A 17,950-nucleotide genomic window follows, 5' to 3' on the forward strand; every position below is an offset into this window, starting at 1 on the left:
CAGGTTTCTTGGAGCTTCAGGCAGTGAGCGTCGTTACCAGGTTTGCTCCATCCCCTACAGGAAGTTTGCATCTGGGCGGAGCAAGAACTGCACTGTTTAATTGGCTATTTGCCAGGCACCACGGTGGCCGGTTTTTGCTTCGTATGGAGGACACAGATCAAGAAAGATCTTCCGAGGACGTTGCACGGTCTATCATAGAGGATCTATCGTGGCTTGGGCTCCACCATGACCAGGATGTGGTTGTACAATCAACAAGAAAGGAGCGCCACGTGCAAGTGGCCAAGGAGTTGCTTGCGTCAAATAAAGCTTATTACTGCTACTGCTCAGAAGATGAAATAGCTCACCAAAGAATTGAGTTCGAAAAGGAAGGTAAATATTACAGGCACTGCTGTCCGTGGAAAGACAACAATAGCCGCCCGCACAACACAGCTGTAGCCGGAGTCATAAGGCTCAAAAGCCCCGAAGCCCAGGAGATACAGTTTACAGACGGGGTCTACGGGAAAATATCAGTAAACAGTGCGCAGATCGATGACATGGTAATACTGCGCTCAAACGGCTACCCTACGTACCTCCTTGCGGTGGTGACTGACGATCACGATATGGGTATTACCCATATCATCAGAGGTTCCGACCATATAACAAATACAGTAAAACAGATACTGCTCGCTGAAGCCATGGGGTGGAATAGCCCGAAGTTTTGTCACATACCTCTGATACATGATGAGGGGGGAACTAAATTATCAAAGAGAAATCGTGCACCTGGGGTGCATGAGTATAGAAAATTGGGCTTCCTACCGGAGGCTGTATGCAATTACCTACTACGAATGGGCTGGAGCCACAAGGATGAGGAGATCATTGCAATTCAGAACGCAATTCAACTGTTCTCCATTGAAAATATAGGCACATCACATGCGTGCCTGGATAGCAAAAAGCTACTGTTTCTAAATCGTCATTACATGAACCACAAAAGCGAGGACGAGGTGTCAAAGGCCTTACTGCCGTTTTTGGAGCAGGAGTTGGGTTATCCAGTTCCCAAGGAAAAGATTGCCCGCCTTTCCCTAGGATTGAAAAAGCTTACGGAGAGGGCTAGTACCCTGGTAGACCTTGCGAGAGATTCGGTGTTTTACGTACAAGATGTTCCCATTTCCGTTAGTGACGAAGCAAAACAGACTATCTCAGAAAAACTTGAGCTTCTAGCCGAGCTCGTAGATTCGATGTTGAAGATGGAACAAAAAACCTGGACGAAAGAATGCTTATCGTCATACATAAAGGAGTACACAAAGCGCAGTAACATAGAGATTAGCAACATCTACCACCTATTGCGCGCAGCAATAGTCGGCAGGCTGAGCACTCCAAGTATACTGGAGATCATGGAAATATTGGGTCAGGAAGAGTGCATAGGAAGGTTGAGATTTTTTCTGAAATAAGGCTGTCTACATGGATAGGCAACCTCGGGTAAATTCCCTCCCTGGGCGGTTTTCTGCAAAGCACAGTGTTATGAACCTGAGGAGTTGTTGGGAACAGTATTTGGGGTAGTGTTTTTTGTTAGTTAGGGTCGCACTTTTATGGCCACGGCTGCCACCTGGTTGGAAGGCATTATCCTAGAAGTCACTGCATATGCGCTCAGAGTTGCACTGCCACGCTAATTGCATAGAAAAAATACGGAAGTGGCAGGCAAAACCGTTTCCTAAGCATGTTTTGTGAGCTGACTCTGAATGTTATAACCCATGGATCACGCACCACTTCAAACACTGCGTATAATCACAATTTTGGCTACTGCCCGCAAGAAGATGGCTCGGGCACGGCATAGTGAACGGGTGAAAGATCAGCCGTAGCACGAGAAACCCCATTTCACTTAGAGTTTCTCGTGACACCCTAGGCTTCAGTTAGAACCTAACCTTCATCCCAGCGAGTACAACCCGGCCTTTGTTTACTCCACTAGTTCTCGCACCATCCAACACTGCAGAAGACTGCGCCCGGAAATAGTGATGATTCGCAAAGATCGAACAATCAACCCTTGAAGCATCGCTTGAAAGGTAATACTCTGCCCCAAATGCAATTTCGTCTAGCTCGTTACCACTATAATTGCTACCGCGATAGACAACAGAAATGTAAGCTCTATCGTATTCGTAGCCGCCTCCGATCGTCCAGAAGGAGGTGCTTTCTGTTTTGATTAGTACCTTATCTTGGTCATTGAGCGCGAATTTACCGCTGTTCTCGTCATAGTCGTACATGTTATTGACTCTGTCTATCGCACCAAGATATCCGTAAGAAGCCGCTAACTTCAGATTCTTATAGCCTAGCATTCCACCAAGGGCCACATTTCTCATGTCATCCATTCTGGCAAAGGAAACGTGCTCGCTCAGCAGCTCGGTCTTACTTTTCGCATATTCGCTTACAGCTGACACCTTAAAATCCATGCCCCCAATATATGCTTTGTATGTCACAGCAACATTGACCACATGTTCATACAGAGGCATTATGTAGCGCGATCTGGCGTTTCTTACCTCTACTGGTGTACCAGCGTTCCCTCGTAGACCTAAATTTAGCCCCAAGATCCCATCAGGATTCGGCACAGTAACAAGCTTGCGAGCAACATGGGCCCTAGTAACTTTATCTTCATCATAACCAAACGGTGAATAGCTCACACCCAGTCTCAACCCACCCAGACTTGGAGAGGTGTACGAAAACCTAAAGGGCATTGCATTAACCAAGTTCAAGGAGGTACCATGACAAGGGCTCAAAGCCCCTCTGGAAAACCTGTTACCACCCTCTAATATGCTCTGACTGTACAGCCCCGTAGACAAATAAAATGCGTTTTCCAGGTACCGCTTCCTCATCTCGCTAGGAAGATCTACAGCTGCATCAGAATTTTCCAAAGGATCGTGAATATCCCTCAGATTTACATACCGCATCCAAAGATTGCTGTTATCTCCGGCTGCTATGCTGAAAGCATCAACCTTCATCAGTGCATCAACACCCTCTAGATACCCAGCCCTTAGGTCACCAAAGCGTGTATTTAGGAACACACTTGCACCCCTGTTACCTACCTGCTTAAAGGACACATATTCACTTCTTTGCACGTGTGGAATATCAAGCTCAAGGCTCCCACCATATGATATACCCAATGCATCGTTACCTCCTTCAGCAGATATGTGCAACATTCCGTCTGAGGCAAACCCGTGTTTTCGTGAATATTCAGAAGGAAATCCGCCTCTCTCTATGCCCTTACCTCTGTAATAGTCATCTTGGGATGAAAACCACCCATGAGTAATCAGGATTCCACCTATATCCACAGAAGGCACGGTGCTCGCGTAGTGCTCGACCTCGGTATCATATTCGTATCGCCGCTCAGCAGAGGCGGCACTCCCGTTGCCTTGCGATTTTTGGTCACGAGGTGTAGCAAGCGCATCGCTTACCCCACATAACATCAAAAGAGACGCAAGAGCAGTGGACAAAGAAACTCTCGTCATTGTGTATTACCTGATTAAACATTGAAAATACGTTAGCTGTACAGGCTATACTTAATGAGCGGGAATACGCATGTCAAGGAATTAATACGGATATAGCATAATATTATTAGGATACACAACTATAAATTTATGACTTAATGCACAACAACGCCTGCGACGGAAGAGCGGGCTCTATCCGAACACCCGACACCAGACCGCAGGAACACACAACAGCCACCAACCACAACCAGTATCGCCAAGAAGAAGCCCGGGCTTGCTCAAGCATAAAACCCGGAATTCTCTCTTAGAAGTCAAATTTGACGCCCGATAGGACTACAACTCCACTGTGCTTACTTCGCTTCCGCTCGTCTGGATCAACGCGCGCATAATCGCCGTCATCACCACCGCTGCCCTCAACAAACTTAAACTCACCGAGCTCCTGCTTTAAGGAGAACGCGTGACAACTTACGAACAACCCTAGCCTCGTATTCTTCCTATCGTATAAGCTGTAATCAAGCCCAACAGCTAAGTCTCTGAGTATGTGCTTTCCATCAAACCCAAGCCTGTAATCATTGTGCGCCGCACCACCACTAGAAGCACCTATAGTGTGGCCAACCCTGCTGACAAAGTACACAACACTGGAATAAAGGTCGCCATACCTGTACCCCAAGGAAGAAGCAAAGTAATAGGAAGGAAGGCTAGCTCCATACGGCACTTCCCACACTTTGTTACCTCGGCTCATAACCTTGGGACGCCCAGAGTTACCTAAATAACCGTATGATAAAGCCACCCTGAGCCCAGCAAACCCTATCTCGGCACCGGTAGACAGCGCAGCAAGATTGTTGTACTCAACAAACGGATCATCCGCCCCTGGAACGTATATGTCGGTGTACCTCTTGGACTTTGCGTACTCACCAGTAACAGACACACCAAATGTCGCATCCTCAGACTTCCAATCATAGCGCAGGGCACCACTTAGTATGTTCTTGTAAACGGGCCCCAAGTCGAAAGTAGGTTGCACAGCAAGAAGAGCAAGCTCTGGTTTACCGGGTGTTGTTGCCGCAGTTGTAACAGCTGCCGAGCCGCCGCTTGCACTGCCGCTAGCAGAGGCGCTGCTCGCGCCGCCACTGACCTTGCGGACAACCCCGAGCTTATGGGCATCACCTCTGAAAAGATCGTCCCTGTAGCCAGACGGAGAATAGCTGATTCCCAGTGAAAACCCCCCGACTTTTGGGGAAATGTACGAAAGCCTCATCGGCAAAACTCCCAAAAACCTGCGAGTCTCCCTGAAGACCCCAACCCTATCAAAGCTGCCAATGGACCGGAATAGATTTTCGCTGTACAACCCGGGATACATGTGAAACGGCATGCCAGAAGCATATCCCAAGAAGCACCTCAGGTACTTACCCCACGCACTGCTACTTCCTCCGGGCACCAGGCCCAGCACATCCGTCTTCATGGATGACTCTACGCCCTCCTGGTATCCTAAGAAGAAATCACCGTAAGGAGTATCGGCAAATATCCTGCTACCAGCACCAACCATCTCATCATAGAACGACCTACCAAAAGACCCTATAGGCACAGATAGCGCAAAATCCGCACCATAAATCAACCCCAGCCTATCACTCCTCGACCTCATACCAACAGCAAGCGCCGCATCGTAATTCGTCCCCCAGCTACCAAGATTGTGATCAAAAACGTGCGCTCCGCCCGCGTCGTACCTGCTGCGACGCCAGGGAACGCTCTCATCACCGCGAACCCGCCTGTGACCCTCATGCTCATCCCCAACTGGATCGTCGTCCAGCAGCCACGCGTAGGAGAGCACCCGACCAGTGACGAAGGCGTGCCCCCTCCCCACTTCCTGAGAATCGGGAGCAGCAACCGCATCCCGAGCAGAAGCAAGAAGAGACACCGCCACAGCCAGAGCTATAAGAGAACCTCTACGTATCATATACACCCCCGAAACTAGACCTAACTAGAAGACCAACTTCACGCCTGACATAAACACATCAAAATCATAAGAGAGGTGGCCACTAGCGCCGCTATCTCTCACAAAACCCTTAGCGAAATCATATCCCACAGAAACCCTGTGCAGCTGGAGAAATAGCGCACATTGCACATCAATGCTCCGATACAGCTCGTAGCTAACCCTCGCACCAAAATCATCAACTTCCGACGAGAATAAATACCCACCCCTCACACTGGTAAAATACGACAACTCCGCACGGACAGGCCCGGTGCCATACCCCAAACCAGCCACAAGGTAACTCGAAGGGCGCCAAGCTGGGTCCGCACCACCGCGATCCCACTCTATGGCAGTGCCAACGATACGACCCCTCGAGTAACCCGACGTACCCAGGTACCCATACCCAAATCCAAAATCGAGACCACGCACCCCAAGACCAGCGGAAACACCAACTGCCGAAAGCGCACAAAAACCACCATCAGGAGCTATACTCCCATAGCCCTCAACCCCACGTGCAGGAGCCCACTCTGCGGCAAAGGCAGCACCAACCCTGACCGCCTCCCTGCCAAAAGTCAACGTACTGTCAGTTGATACAGCGGCACTGATGACGTGCTTATAGGCGGGAGCGTACAACACGTCATCGGCGAGCAAAATCCTAGAAGAACCAAGAGCAGCACCCCCGCTGGCAGCAAGCCTTCCTTGAGGTGCGCCACCTCCCAATTTACTGCGCGCACCACCGCCACTGCGGCGCACGTGCTCCGCACTCACATCGGCATAATTATCAACGAACTCCCACTGCTCTCCATCGTACAACACATCTTTATAGTTATACGCTCTGAAGAGTCCCTCATCGTATCCAGTGGGAGAATAACTTAAACCAAACTTGATCCCAAAAAGCTTGGGGGATTGATAAGAGAACCTGAACGGCAAATTATTCACAAAATACTTACTGTAATGCCTACTGCGCTCATCAGAGCCATAGTAATCTATTACGCTATTCTCACGAAAAACGGATTCGCTATAAAGGCCGGGGTACAGCAGCGCCGCATTACTACGCAGCCACCACCACCCCTCACCGTGAGTCAGAAAATCACCCTTTAGCGTAGGAAGCTTGTACTTAACCAAAGTCAGGTCCCGCCCGCGCACAAAATCGTCAAACGCGCCGCCAGAACTCAAAGAAGCAACAACAGACTCAACACCCTCCTGACATCCCAAGGAAAACTTTCCATATGGAGTAAGCGCGAAAACCCTGCTACCACGATTCACCACCGCCTTACCAGAACCTTCAACAGCACTCCTAACCTCTGGTATCAACAGCTGGAAATCCGCCCCGTACAAAATGCCCGAATCCGCAGCATACTCAAACGCCAAGTTTCCAATGAAATCACAATCTCCGCTCCATTCCAAATCTTTCGAGATTCTACCCTCAGCCCTCATGGAGTCTCCAAACGAGCTCATGGGGCCAATACCACCCGAGAACTTAGGAAGCATCGCACGCCCTCTCCAGCTGTAAAAGAGGATCTCACCATCGAACGAGAACCCATCATCCGCACCGCGCGCAGCATCGCCCCGACCATGAGGCACAATCCCACCTCTATCAGAGGAACCATAAATAGAATCACCGAAGAGGGAAAAGCTGGGAAACAGCCCACAACAAACTGCACAAAATGCCAGCAGGATTCGCATACAATCAACCCTAGAAGCAACACGCTGCGGTAGACTACAGCATTTGTAACCATAATACAACCAAAAATGTGCAGCTATACGAGTATAGACCACTCAACATGCTCCCAAGGCTGATCCACGGATACAAGCCCCTCCCGCAATCCAGAATTTTATCTATTGGAGCTTGAGTATAAACTCACTCAGGCAACTTCTACGCAACTAAACTGGAGGAGGTATTCAATCAAAAAACCCGGATAGCGCGCTACACCAAGCTGGGCACAATAGACCCCACACGTAAAGCACCCGTCAAACACCCTTTAGGATATGATATTAGAATCGGGAAATGACTCCCCCGACTACTTGCGCAGCGGCTTCCAAAGCCTATGGTTGATTATTGTAACCAAAACAGTCCCAACCACCAACAAAAGCACTACCTTCATCCCTAATTTTTTTCTGTGCTCCATCTCAGGCTCTGCCGCCCACTGCAAAAAATTTACCACATCACGGGCAATATTTTCAACGCTAGGCGCGGTCCCGTCAGAATAGCTAACCACACCCTCAAACAGTGGGGGTGCCATAGCAATCTTGCCTCCTGGAAAATATTTATTTGGATACAAACCACTCTCATCAGCTTGATCCCCACCATAGCCAGTCAGCAGAGAGTATACGTAATCGGCACCATTGTGGCGGGCCTTTATCATCAAAGACAAATCGGGCGGGTAAGCCCCATTATTTGATGCAGCGGCAGCCTCCTTGTTGGGAAAGGGACTGGGAAAATAATCCGCAGGCGTGCAGGGCCGCTCAAACATCTCGCCTACTTCATTGGGCCCATCACTTATGGAGTGAGATCCAGCTATAACTTTTACCTCTTCTTCGGAAAACCCCACATCGCGCAGATTTCGAAATGCGATCCTATTCATGGAATGACAGCTAGAACACACCTCCCGATACACCTGGTAACCACGCTGTATTGCGCTCCTATCAAAAGATCCAAAGATGCCACTAAACTTCCACTTTTGTTTAGCAGCGGCATGTGCCCCTCCAGCGCGTGCTACCCCATCAAAACATACAATAGACACCACTAGGGAAGCAGCCAACAAAGCTAGTGCACGTCCCCACATCTTATTTCATCTCCGGCACGGCATCGCTGATAGTCTCCGGAAGCTTACCACACCGTTCGTACCTAGAAAGCACTGGCAACACGATAAAAAAGTAACAAAAATAATAGAAAGTCGCCAACCTGCTCATTGATACAAATGGCTCTCTGACCTCCTGCCCACCCAACCAGATGAGCGCACAAAAATCTAAAACGAATGCCCAGTAAAAAATCTTGAAAATCGGGCGATATTTTCCACTCTTCACAGGTGACGTATCAAGAATGGGCAGCAAAAACCATACTATTATGGAGCAAAACATAGTAAGAACCCCAAGCAACTTATCCGGAATAGAGCGCAACATCGCATAAAACGGCAGAAAGTACCATTCAGGCACTATGTGCTCCGGCGTCACCATCGGATTAGCTTCTATGTAATTATCAGGATGCCCAAGATAATTTGGAGCATAGAACACAAACAGGTACAGAAGGACGAAAAACAGCCCGAAAGTCACACAGTCCTTCACTATAAAGTACGGATACATGGGTAGAGTATCACGCTTAGACTTCACCTCAACACCACTGGGATTGCCTGAACCAAATCTGTGCAATGCCACGATATGCAGCATCGCAAGAGCTACAAGCACAAACGGCAGTAGGTAGTGCAACGCAAAGAACCTGTTAAGCGTGGGATTATCAACAGAAAATCCCCCCCAAAGCCACCTAACAACACTTTCTCCTACCAGCGGAATAGCAGAAAAAAGATTGGTAATCACTGTAGCACCCCAAAAACTCATCTGCCCCCAAGGTAGTACGTACCCCATAAACGCAGTGGCCATCATCACAAAGAAAATGATAATACCAAAAAACCAAACCAGCTCCCTGGGCCTCTTGTATGAGCCGTAATACAGCCCACGAAAAATGTGGACGTACACCACAATAAAAAAGAAGGATGCACCAACCGCGTGCGTGTAGCGTATTAACCACCCATAGCGCACATCCCGCATTATGCGCTCCACACTATCGAACGCGTAATCAACATGCGGTGTGTAGTGCATTGCAAGAAATATACCGGTTAAGACTTGAAGCACCAAAGCAATGCCGGCAAGAGATCCGAAATTCCACGCATAGTTAAGGTTTTTCGGCACTTGGTAGCCACCCGCATGCTTCAGGAAGCTACCCACAGGCAGCCTATACTCAACCCACGAACGAATCCCCTTGATAAGCGGTCTACTAGAATTACTTTTGCCGCCAAACATATCTTGTGCTCCCTATACAGCAGACCCGGCACCCTTCTTACCGATCACCACAGTGTTGTCATTCAGAAAGTAGTAATCGGGCACAGGAAGGTTCAGGGGCGCCGGACCCGAAACCACCCTACCAGAAGTATCGTATTTAGAACCGTGGCACGGACAGTACCACCCCTTTTCCCCGTTTTTCGCACCCACGGGAACGCAACCCAAATGCGTACAAACACCTAGCATGATGAGCCACTCACCGCTCTCCATTCGTGTACGCTGCTGGTCACTTTGAGGATCGCGCAAATTTGAAACATCAACCGCCCTAGCCTCTTCGATCTCCTCAGGCGTCCTCCTGCGTATGAAAACCGGCTTCCCTTGCCACTTAACAATCTTAGTGGTACCTTCCTTAATACTAGACAGATCCACTTCGACCGTAGCCTGGGCAACAACATCTGCTGCAGGATTCAGGGATGCAACCAAGGGATACACAAAAGAAGCCAAACCCACACACGCCATGGAAAGCGTAGTGAGACCTAGAAAATCCCTACGCTCCATCTCGATACGCGGAACACGCTTGCCCTCTTCGTCAACCACCGCAACACCCCCGCATGTACACTGAACCCTAACCGACGAGCCACAGCGGCTACATTATAGTGAATAATAGACACAACACAAATAAATTTTGCCGTAATAAACCCCACCTGCACAGCCCTAGTAAAATACACGAACTCAAACCACAAGTCGCTGCACTAGTCCGTATTTAAATATGTCCTCAACACAAGAGCAATGAAGCTCACTCACTAGGAAGATTATGTACATTGAATGCTTCCGAGGAGTCGCAACACAATAAACCCACATGGTACCTCAGGCACAGATAGCGGCTTCTTCTTCACAACATTTACCCACTACCTTTTTCCTGATGTCTTCCGCAGATTTATCTGTGAAGACCCCGGACACAATCTTCTCCTTCACCAACGCAGATAAATACTCGGAACTCCTTATGCTGCACTTTACCTCTTCAGGAAGAGAGTTGTACCTCTCAGCACTACAAACTATTTTCTCACAATCTGTCTGACTCCTCGCATGCATGTCGGCAAGCTTCTTGAGCTCACGGCTTTGCTTTCTCTGGAAGTCTTGCTGCCTTGCAGAAGAACAAAACCCGAGCACGCCGAGGATTACAAACGAAGACACGATAAATGCAATTGCGAAGTCAGACAGCACACCGCCTCCTTCCTTATGAAGGCCAATCCCCAAACGTTGTTTGAACACATACAATAATATGACAGAGCCAATCACCGCACCCAGAACTACCTTGCAAACTGTACGCACCGTTTTATCAAGTGCAATACAAGTAGTATGGTTTACAGGCGGAAACCAGCCTTCAGGAATCTCTGTATCAATTGAGCCTAATACGCAAAACAAAGAGAAGTGGTCTGACACCCTGCTTTTCATTATGGATTGCTTGATCGCTAGGTTTTCCAACTCAGACTTCAGCCTCTTGCATTCATTGAGAACCTCACCATCCTCATACACATCAAAATACTTAGAGCAAAAAACAGAAATTGTTGCTGCAACGCATGCAGCAGATAAACATTGCGACGCTACCTTTCGAGATCTTAGCACTTCTGTCACCTCAGCAAATTTATGTTATAAAACGACGGCCCAAGAGGCATACTAGTTTTGATATAGAAATTCAAGCGTAAAATTTTATTCGGGATGGAAATAATTGTGGATATGCCCATCTGGGCTAGTGTTCAATCCAAAAACGATCAGGTTTACTACTTGGGTGTACTTGCCTACACGTGCAGCAACTGGATTGTAGAACAATTAAAAAAACAGAGGCTTTATCCACAGTGGAAAGCTGGCACCTACACTTTGCGTTTCAATCAAAAAAGCGCCTGTCCAACCACCCCCTGGAAAGATGCATCAGTAATAGTACGAAAAAGGAAGCAATAATAACCATGGGACCTGGAAATGTGTCAAACTTCGCGGCAAATAATAACCCTAACACACCTGAGGTTGCAGAGATTACTACAGAAATAATTACCATCTGTACTGGAGTTTGGGAGATCAACCTGGCACCTGACGCCGGTATCGTCAAAAACGCTGTAATGAGCAATATCCCTACCGAGCGTGAAAACAGCACAATGGCAAGCGCAGACACCGTCAAAATTTCCATTTTTATCCGACGTGCTTTAATACCAACAGATAACGAGAGGTCTCTACTTATTGAAACAGCCACCCAGTATTTCCATCTCCATATGAGTACGCATATACCGCTCACAGAGATCACTGCCATTTCTAGCAGGTCCCTCCCTTCTATCATGAGCACATCACCAAACAGCGAACTCATGACACGCTCGCTAGACAGTGGCACCAGAGATAACAAGATCATGCTGAGGGACATAACCACACTAGTAGTGATATTTAGAATGGTATCTATAGAGTGTATTTTATCTATGGCGTATGAGATTATCAGCGCAAGAATCACGGCAACAGCGAACACCCCTATGGACAGATCTATCTGCAATAGCAGCGAAATTCCCACACCAAGGAGTGATGAATGCGCTATACTATCACCCATGTACGCAAGCCTATTCCAGATCATAATCGAACCCAGAGGCGCCGTAATTAGGCTTGCAGTCAGAATCGCGAGGATCCCGTTAATGAAAAAATCCTCTGAAATAATATCAAACATCACAATCCGGGAAGAAGTAGAACAGTACAGACGCGCTCACTTTCCTGTAGCAAAACATTGTACGTGTCACACGCCGCAACCACCGACATAACTTCGTGCCGTATGCCCAAATCCCTAAAGCGGGCAGCAAGGGTACACAAAAATTGCTCAAAAACCCCGCCAACTCCTATGGGCACCATCCTCAAATCATCCTTCATTAGAGAGAGTACAACCTCAACATTACAGTGCTTCAGATCGCGCGAGGTGAGCGTTACGACACGATCTGGAAACACGACAGAGGAATCATTGTACACAATCCCCCGAACAGTAAAGCTAGCCCCACTGCAGCTCTCTATGGAATTCAACAAGGAAGACAAGGCCTCAATCTCACTACTCCCTATCCGATAGAGAGCATTCTATATGCGGTAAGCCTCACTTCACATCCCAAATCTTGACTTTTCTTACTGAGAAGGTCGCGAATTTTCGTCTGTCCATCGACAACAAATGTCTGCTCCAGCAGCACCATATCTTCAAAAAACTTCTGCATCCTTCCCTCTACTATCTTGCTTGCAACAGACTCAGGCTTACCCAGCGCTTCCACCTGTTTTGCCACTATTTCTCTTTCACGTTCAACAAGCTCACCACCCAGGGTCTCAACCGAAAGAGATTCGGGCTTAGCCGCAACAACGTGCATAGCAAGCTGTTTCGCAAACTCAAGCAGCTCCCCAGATTGCGTTGCGGCGGTTGTCTCCAAGGAAACTATGGCACCAGACCTCCCAACACCATCAGCCACTGCGCCATGCACGTAGCTACCAATAACTCCAGAGCTACCCAGTTCCAAAAACCCTATTCCGCTCAGAACCACGTTTTCCCCAAGCACAGCCGCAGCATTCAGTACTTCATCAGCAATGCTCACGCCAGGTACACCTTCGCAAGGAGATGAGGAAAACCCGGAGAGGTCTTCCGACCCATATTTTAATAAGCTGCCAACCAATTGCGAGATAAGGAAACGAAACTTTTCATTACGCGCAACAAAGTCAGTCTCAGAACCTAACTTCAGGATGGCCCCCCTATTTCCCTCGACACGGATCGCAACCAACCCGTCAGCTGCGTCCCTATGTGACTTCTTGTACGCTTTGGATAGCCCTCTTTCCCTCAGATATCCCTTAGCTTTTTCCAGATCGCCAGAGCAGGCCTCCAGCGCCTCTTTACAATCACCCAAGCCCGCACCTGTAATCTGACGCAGCTCTTTGATAATTTCAACACCAACCTTCATTATGCTCAACCTCAAACAACAACAAGAGAGTGCATCCGCCACTCGGAAGTCACATCGCGTCTATACACCAGAATCCGGTGATGCACCTGTAGGCACATCAGCACCGGACGCATTCTCCGGTAACGGGCCACATTCGGGCAGCGCAGCCTCTTCCGCGCTAGGCAAACTGGCTTCGGGCACACCAGAATCAGCCACAGCAGATCCATCAACACTGGGCATTTCGCTACCCGGTGCACGTTCATCCCGAACCACATTCCCAGATGCTAAATCATCACCCGCCTTCGCAGTAGAGGAAACATCCACCCCAGAATTTACCAAGTCTGAGCGTATGGCCTCCAAAATTGTGCTCGACACAGCACGACAGAAAAAGTCTATTGACCGTACGGAATCATCATTACCTGGAATAGGGTAATCCACCCCGTTCGGGTCAGAATTTGTATCCAGAACTGCAACTACTGGAATTTTGAGCTTGTTGGCCTCCCTGATTGCTATATGCTCCTTGTTAGTATCGATAACAAACAAAGCATGAGGTAGCCCGCCCATTTCTCGTATCCCCCCTAGCGATCTTTCCAGCTTCCCTCTTTGCTTATCAAGCATCAAAAGTTCCTTCTTCGTGAACTTGCCATCGCTATTGTTCATGAGTTTTTCAAATTCAACCAGGCGCCTAATTGAGGAAGAGACAGTCTCCCAATTCGTGAGAGTGCCCCCAAGCCACCTGTGATTTACGTAGTACTGGCTACAGCGAATGGCCTCCTCAGCAACCATGTTTGAAGCCTGGACCTTGGTACCGACAAACAGCACTCTACCCCTCTTGAGTACTATGTCGTACAGCACGGACAAGGCATCCCTCAGCAGAACCAGAGTTTTTCTTAGATCTATAACATGAATGTCTTTGTATTTGTGCACCCCGTATATGTACGGAGCCATTGCTGGATTCCAGCGCCCAGCCTTGTGTCCAAGATGCACCCCAGCTTCAACTAGATCTCGGATACTAAACTCAGGTAGATTGCCCATCATCACTCCAAAATATTACAACAGTTAAACCACCATAGCACAACCCGAATACACGGGACCATTGTACAGCTATGTGCGAAATGGCACGCTGCCGGCGCAGAAAACACACCGGTGCACGATGTTACCAGGCACCACGCCCTTTATCAAGGAATATGTTTAAGATCGAAATAGCTGCTCAAGAGACAATATGTCTCATGCAACGGAAGCCCGACTATTGAGGAATATGAGCCCTGAATCCAAGAAATCAATGCACCTGCTAGACCTTGTATTCCGTACCCCCCTGCTTTGCCCTTCCACTGTCCCGAATCCACGTAGAAGTCCATCTCACTTTTGGACATACTCTTGAATTTGACTACGCTCACAACGCTCCTCTCGTGCACCAGACCGCCAGGAGCATATAGACAGACAGCGGTACACACTCTATGCCTTCTACCAGAAAGCATTTCAAGATATTCCATTGCGCGATCTTTATCTTCCGTTTTGAACAGCACCCTCCTACCACAATAGGCAACAGTATCTGCACCAAGCACAAACCTACCGGACCGCAAAGCAGCCACCTTAGCTGTTTTATCCCTAGCCATGCGAATGCAATACTGCCTTGGTAGCTCCCCTTTCAGTATGCCCTCATCAACATCAGGAGGCACTACCTCGCCTGGTATAACACCAAGCTGCCCCAACAAGCCCAGCCGGTACTTAGAGGAAGAGGCCAGTACCAGACTGTCTATTTTTAGCATTCTTTATTCCTGAGCCTACTAACGACCCTGCCTTTGCCGATACCATCTTTGCTTATGCCATAGGAACTCACTTCAACCATGACCCGATCGTGCATAAGGATCCGTATTTTGCTTTTACGTATTCTACCGGAAGCGTGAGCCATGACTTCACAACCGTCATTCAGCTTTACAACAAAAACGGCATCTCTGAGCAACTTCGTAACTACGCCCTCGACTCTTACTACCCCCTCCTTAGTTTTCACCATATACCAGAAGAAATTACATGGCCGACATTGTAAAATATACGCAGTACCATTGCAATTAGTTTCAAATTCTCTTCTAAGGTCACATATTAACTTCTGCACCAACTGTCACATACTCGTGACCGCGTGCTATAAGTTTCACATCATCAGGTACTCCAGAAACCCAGAGCTGCCCCCCCATGTCTTCAACTATATCCACTTCGAAAAACCGCACCGTATTCTCACTATCGAGAACCTTAACACCAACGGCACCGGAATCATCGAGACTCAAGGAAGAGGAAGAAACCTTATGAGCCCTGAGTTTGCCCACAGGTACTTTGACAGATGCAGCCATCCCTTCGGTGACAAAGACCCCATTTTTATTATCGACCAAAACCTCGATCATATACGTCTTTGTACCCGGAGAAGCAATCCTTCCAATAAAGGCGATATTACCACGCATAACTTCACCACTACTGAGAACAACACTAGCCGGCCCCTGAAGCTTAAGCTTTGACACGCTCTTTTCTGAAACATGTGACGCAACCCTCAGCTGATCAAAATTAGCAATCTGCACCACGGCCTGCCCTCTTCTCACAAAACTCCCTACCTGGGGGATAATCTTACCGATTATCCCAGAAAACGGCGCCCTTACTCGTGTGCTATTCAGTTCTATCTGGGCGTTTTTCAGATCAGCTTCCGCGGACATAAGTGCAACAAGTGCCGCATTGTCTTGGGCTTCAGACCTGTACCCGGTGCTACTGAGAGATTCTGACGCATCGCGTTCAAGCTGCCTCTGCTTTAACAGTGCTTCGGCCTGCTTCAACCTCTCTGCTCTACCGCGCTCTTCAATCTCGAGAATAACTTGCCCACCTTCAACTTTCCTGCCACTCTTAGCAATTATACGCTCCACCTTACCACTGACTTCTGACAGGATGTCCATGAACTTCGAAGCATGCACTTCACCGGCAAAATGCATAATCAGCTCCCTGTCTTCAGCATGCGATTCCTCTACACTGATCATTTGAGATGGCTTCTGAACACCAGAAATAACGTGCTGCTTAGCCACACGCGTTGAAAACAGCCCACTAAGGATCCACAACACACACGCGGTAAGCAGAAGACCAGCGAGCCCATAGCGTGACCTTAGGCGCGCAGTCACCTGCCGCAGGACATGCATAAACATATCGCTAACTTTTTCTACAGCAAGCAACTTCACACGCATCCCTGAAGACCTCATTCACATCCGGGTGGGAGTGGCATATATGGCAAATATCCTCAGAGGAGGCTCTATAGCCAAGAGCAACAACAGCCTCATTTATCATGGTATCCGCATGCGCACCGATGATATGCACCCCAAGAATGGTGCCCGTGTTTCCGCACGAAACCACCTTAACAAACCCCTCACTTTCACCAGTAATTCTCGCTCTGCCATTTGCGGCAAAACTACTCTTACCCACCCTATAATTGTGCCCCACGCTCTTTACGTAGTCTTCGCTTCGCCCAACAGACGACACCGCAGGATGGGTGTAGATAACAGCGGGAATAACCCCATAATCAACATTTGAAGCACCATCACCGGATATAAGCCGAGCAACCGCACAGCCCTCCATTTCTGCCTTATGCGCCAACATCACGCCGCCAATAACATCACCTATTGCAAAAATCCCCTTAATGCTGGTCTCATATCTTCTATCTACAGAAACAAAACCCCTATCATCGAGTACCAGCCCATCCACGGAAACCGCCTTATCAACATTTGGCCTACGCCCCACTGAGACAAGCACTTTGTCAACCTCCACAGTGGACACCTCACCACTGGATAGCGCGGTACAGCTAACAGACAACCTACCTCCTTTCGTTTCCGATATGGACACCACTTTGTGCGACAGCATGAAATTAATGCCCTGCTGTTTTAAAAAGCCCAACAGTGCCCTGCTAACTTCTGAGTCAAAACCGGCGGCTATGCAGTCCGCATATTCAACCACAGTAACTTCCGCACCCAACCTACTCCACACAGAAGACATTTCAAGCCCTATAGCTCCGCCCCCTATGACCAGCAATTTACCGGGAGTATCCATGTGTAATGCCCCGTCTGAAGACATAATATTGACTTCGTCAATATCAATGCCAGGCAGCGAAGCCGGAACGGAACCGGTGGCCAGCACCACCTTGCCAGCAGATAATGTGCACGAAGAGCTATCTTCGTGCACTACGCTAACTTCAAAACCACCATCGATGATGCGTGTCACTGACGCGGTGCCACATAATCTTTTAACACCCGCAGAAGAGAACAGGCTCGCTATACCCGCACCAAGAGCACCTATCTCCCTGCTCCTAACCTCAAACATCTTGCCGAGGTCAAACTTAACATCTTTGGCCGTGACTCCAAAATTTTTAAAGAGATTCTTTGCAGCATAATACTTATATGAGTAATCTAGTAGAGCTTTCGACGGAATGCACCCCACCCTGAGGCAGGTACCCCCGAGCAAAGAATTCTTGTCTACGCACACAACTTTAAGGCCAAGCTTCGCAGCCTTCAGTGCGCACTTGTATCCACCGGGCCCTGAACCTATGATCGCAACGTCGTAATCGCACACACCCATACTCA

The 17,950-nt window shown here is 48.4% G+C and carries 16 protein-coding genes; 1 reads left to right on the forward strand and 15 read right to left on the reverse strand.

From position 1 onward, the window contains the following. Positions 1–23 precede the first annotated feature (23 nt). Positions 24–1,427 (forward strand): glutamate--tRNA ligase, encoded by a 1,404-nt coding sequence (gene gltX, locus OC187_RS00200; protein WP_262997944.1) that lies wholly within the window; start codon positions 24–26, stop codon positions 1,425–1,427. A gap of 459 nt (positions 1,428–1,886) precedes the next feature. Here the strand turns inward: gltX and OC187_RS00205 are convergent, their stop codons facing one another. The 15 genes from OC187_RS00205 to lpdA all read right to left on the reverse strand — a co-directional run bounded on the left by OC187_RS00205 (position 1,887) and on the right by lpdA (position 17,945). Continuing rightward, positions 1,887–3,473 (reverse strand): porin, encoded by a 1,587-nt coding sequence (locus OC187_RS00205; protein ID WP_262997943.1) that lies wholly within the window; start codon positions 3,471–3,473, stop codon positions 1,887–1,889. Positions 3,474–3,756: 283 nt separating this feature from the next. Further along, on the reverse strand, positions 3,757–5,403 hold the full coding sequence (locus tag OC187_RS00210; RefSeq protein WP_263008465.1) for a hypothetical protein: 1,647 nt from the start codon (positions 5,401–5,403) through the stop codon (positions 3,757–3,759). Positions 5,404–5,427: 24 nt separating this feature from the next. Then, entirely contained in the window at positions 5,428–7,104 is a 1,677-nt protein-coding gene (locus tag OC187_RS00215) for a hypothetical protein (protein WP_263008466.1), read from the reverse strand. A gap of 335 nt (positions 7,105–7,439) precedes the next feature. After that, positions 7,440–8,204, reverse strand: coding sequence for a cytochrome c1 (locus tag OC187_RS00220; RefSeq protein ID WP_262997940.1), 765 nt, complete (start codon positions 8,202–8,204; stop codon positions 7,440–7,442). Position 8,205: 1 nt separating this feature from the next. Continuing rightward, positions 8,206–9,435, reverse strand: a complete 1,230-nt coding sequence (locus OC187_RS00225; protein ID WP_262997939.1) for a cytochrome b — start codon at positions 9,433–9,435, stop codon at positions 8,206–8,208. Between the two features lie 12 nt (positions 9,436–9,447). Then, positions 9,448–9,972, reverse strand: coding sequence for a ubiquinol-cytochrome c reductase iron-sulfur subunit (gene petA, locus OC187_RS00230; protein ID WP_262997995.1), 525 nt, complete (start codon positions 9,970–9,972; stop codon positions 9,448–9,450). A gap of 309 nt (positions 9,973–10,281) precedes the next feature. Continuing rightward, the gene (locus tag OC187_RS00235) at positions 10,282–11,040 is read right to left on the reverse strand and encodes a hypothetical protein (protein ID WP_262997938.1); all 759 of its coding nucleotides are present in this window, start codon (positions 11,038–11,040) and stop codon (positions 10,282–10,284) included. Positions 11,041–11,299: 259 nt separating this feature from the next. Beyond that, on the reverse strand, positions 11,300–12,115 hold the full coding sequence (locus OC187_RS00240) for a metal ABC transporter permease (RefSeq protein WP_262997994.1): 816 nt from the start codon (positions 12,113–12,115) through the stop codon (positions 11,300–11,302). Continuing rightward, positions 12,115–12,471 carry an Mth938-like domain-containing protein gene (locus tag OC187_RS00245; protein WP_263008467.1) on the reverse strand — a complete coding sequence of 119 codons (357 nt, stop codon included), beginning with the start codon at positions 12,469–12,471 and terminating at the stop codon, positions 12,115–12,117. The genes OC187_RS00240 and OC187_RS00245 overlap by 1 nt, the downstream gene beginning before the upstream one ends. Positions 12,472–12,491: 20 nt before the next feature. Continuing rightward, a complete protein-coding gene (gene tsf, locus OC187_RS00250; RefSeq protein WP_262997937.1) occupies positions 12,492–13,370 on the reverse strand; it encodes a translation elongation factor Ts in 879 nt (292 codons plus the stop codon). A 60-nt stretch (positions 13,371–13,430) separates the two neighbouring features. Continuing rightward, positions 13,431–14,384 (reverse strand): 30S ribosomal protein S2, encoded by a 954-nt coding sequence (rpsB, locus tag OC187_RS00255; protein ID WP_396124679.1) that lies wholly within the window; start codon positions 14,382–14,384, stop codon positions 13,431–13,433. Between the two features lie 143 nt (positions 14,385–14,527). After that, complete coding sequence (locus tag OC187_RS00260) at positions 14,528–15,118, reverse strand: Maf family nucleotide pyrophosphatase (protein ID WP_262997936.1); 591 nt, start codon at positions 15,116–15,118, stop codon at positions 14,528–14,530. Further along, the gene (gene infA, locus OC187_RS00265) at positions 15,112–15,360 is read right to left on the reverse strand and encodes a translation initiation factor IF-1 (protein ID WP_458693104.1); all 249 of its coding nucleotides are present in this window, start codon (positions 15,358–15,360) and stop codon (positions 15,112–15,114) included. Before infA ends, OC187_RS00260 begins: the two co-directional genes overlap by 7 nt. A gap of 82 nt (positions 15,361–15,442) precedes the next feature. Further along, entirely contained in the window at positions 15,443–16,579 is a 1,137-nt protein-coding gene (locus tag OC187_RS00270; RefSeq protein WP_263008468.1) for an efflux RND transporter periplasmic adaptor subunit, read from the reverse strand. After that, positions 16,530–17,945 (reverse strand): dihydrolipoyl dehydrogenase, encoded by a 1,416-nt coding sequence (gene lpdA / locus OC187_RS00275; protein ID WP_262997933.1) that lies wholly within the window; start codon positions 17,943–17,945, stop codon positions 16,530–16,532. The genes OC187_RS00270 and lpdA overlap by 50 nt, the downstream gene beginning before the upstream one ends. Between the last annotated feature and the right edge of the window lie 5 nt (positions 17,946–17,950).

The organism is Anaplasma capra, assembly GCF_025628805.1.
Classification (GTDB): domain Bacteria; phylum Pseudomonadota; class Alphaproteobacteria; order Rickettsiales; family Anaplasmataceae; genus Anaplasma; species Anaplasma capra.

Bases quoted from the DNA above. Each gene is read 5' to 3' on its own strand.
- OC187_RS00205 (WP_262997943.1), bottom strand. From the start codon at position 3,473: ATGACGAGAGTTTCTTTGTCCACTGCTCTTGCGTCTCTTTTGATGTTA.
- OC187_RS00210 (WP_263008465.1), bottom strand. From the start codon at position 5,403: ATGATACGTAGAGGTTCTCTTATAGCTCTGGCTGTGGCGGTGTCTCTT.
- OC187_RS00215 (WP_263008466.1), bottom strand. From the start codon at position 7,104: ATGCGAATCCTGCTGGCATTTTGTGCAGTTTGTTGTGGGCTGTTTCCC.
- OC187_RS00220 (WP_262997940.1), bottom strand. From the start codon at position 8,204: ATGTGGGGACGTGCACTAGCTTTGTTGGCTGCTTCCCTAGTGGTGTCT.
- OC187_RS00225 (WP_262997939.1), bottom strand. From the start codon at position 9,435: ATGTTTGGCGGCAAAAGTAATTCTAGTAGACCGCTTATCAAGGGGATT.
- petA (WP_262997995.1), bottom strand. From the start codon at position 9,972: ATGGAGCGTAGGGATTTTCTAGGTCTCACTACGCTTTCCATGGCGTGT.
- OC187_RS00240 (WP_262997994.1), bottom strand. From the start codon at position 12,115: ATGTTTGATATTATTTCAGAGGATTTTTTCATTAACGGGATCCTCGCG.
- tsf (WP_262997937.1), bottom strand. From the start codon at position 13,370: ATGAAGGTTGGTGTTGAAATTATCAAAGAGCTGCGTCAGATTACAGGT.
- rpsB (WP_396124679.1), bottom strand. From the start codon at position 14,384: ATGGGCAATCTACCTGAGTTTAGTATCCGAGATCTAGTTGAAGCTGGG.
- OC187_RS00260 (WP_262997936.1), bottom strand. From the start codon at position 15,118: ATGCTAAAAATAGACAGTCTGGTACTGGCCTCTTCCTCTAAGTACCGG.
- OC187_RS00270 (WP_263008468.1), bottom strand. From the start codon at position 16,579: ATGAGGTCTTCAGGGATGCGTGTGAAGTTGCTTGCTGTAGAAAAAGTT.
- lpdA (WP_262997933.1), bottom strand. From the start codon at position 17,945: ATGGGTGTGTGCGATTACGACGTTGCGATCATAGGTTCAGGGCCCGGT.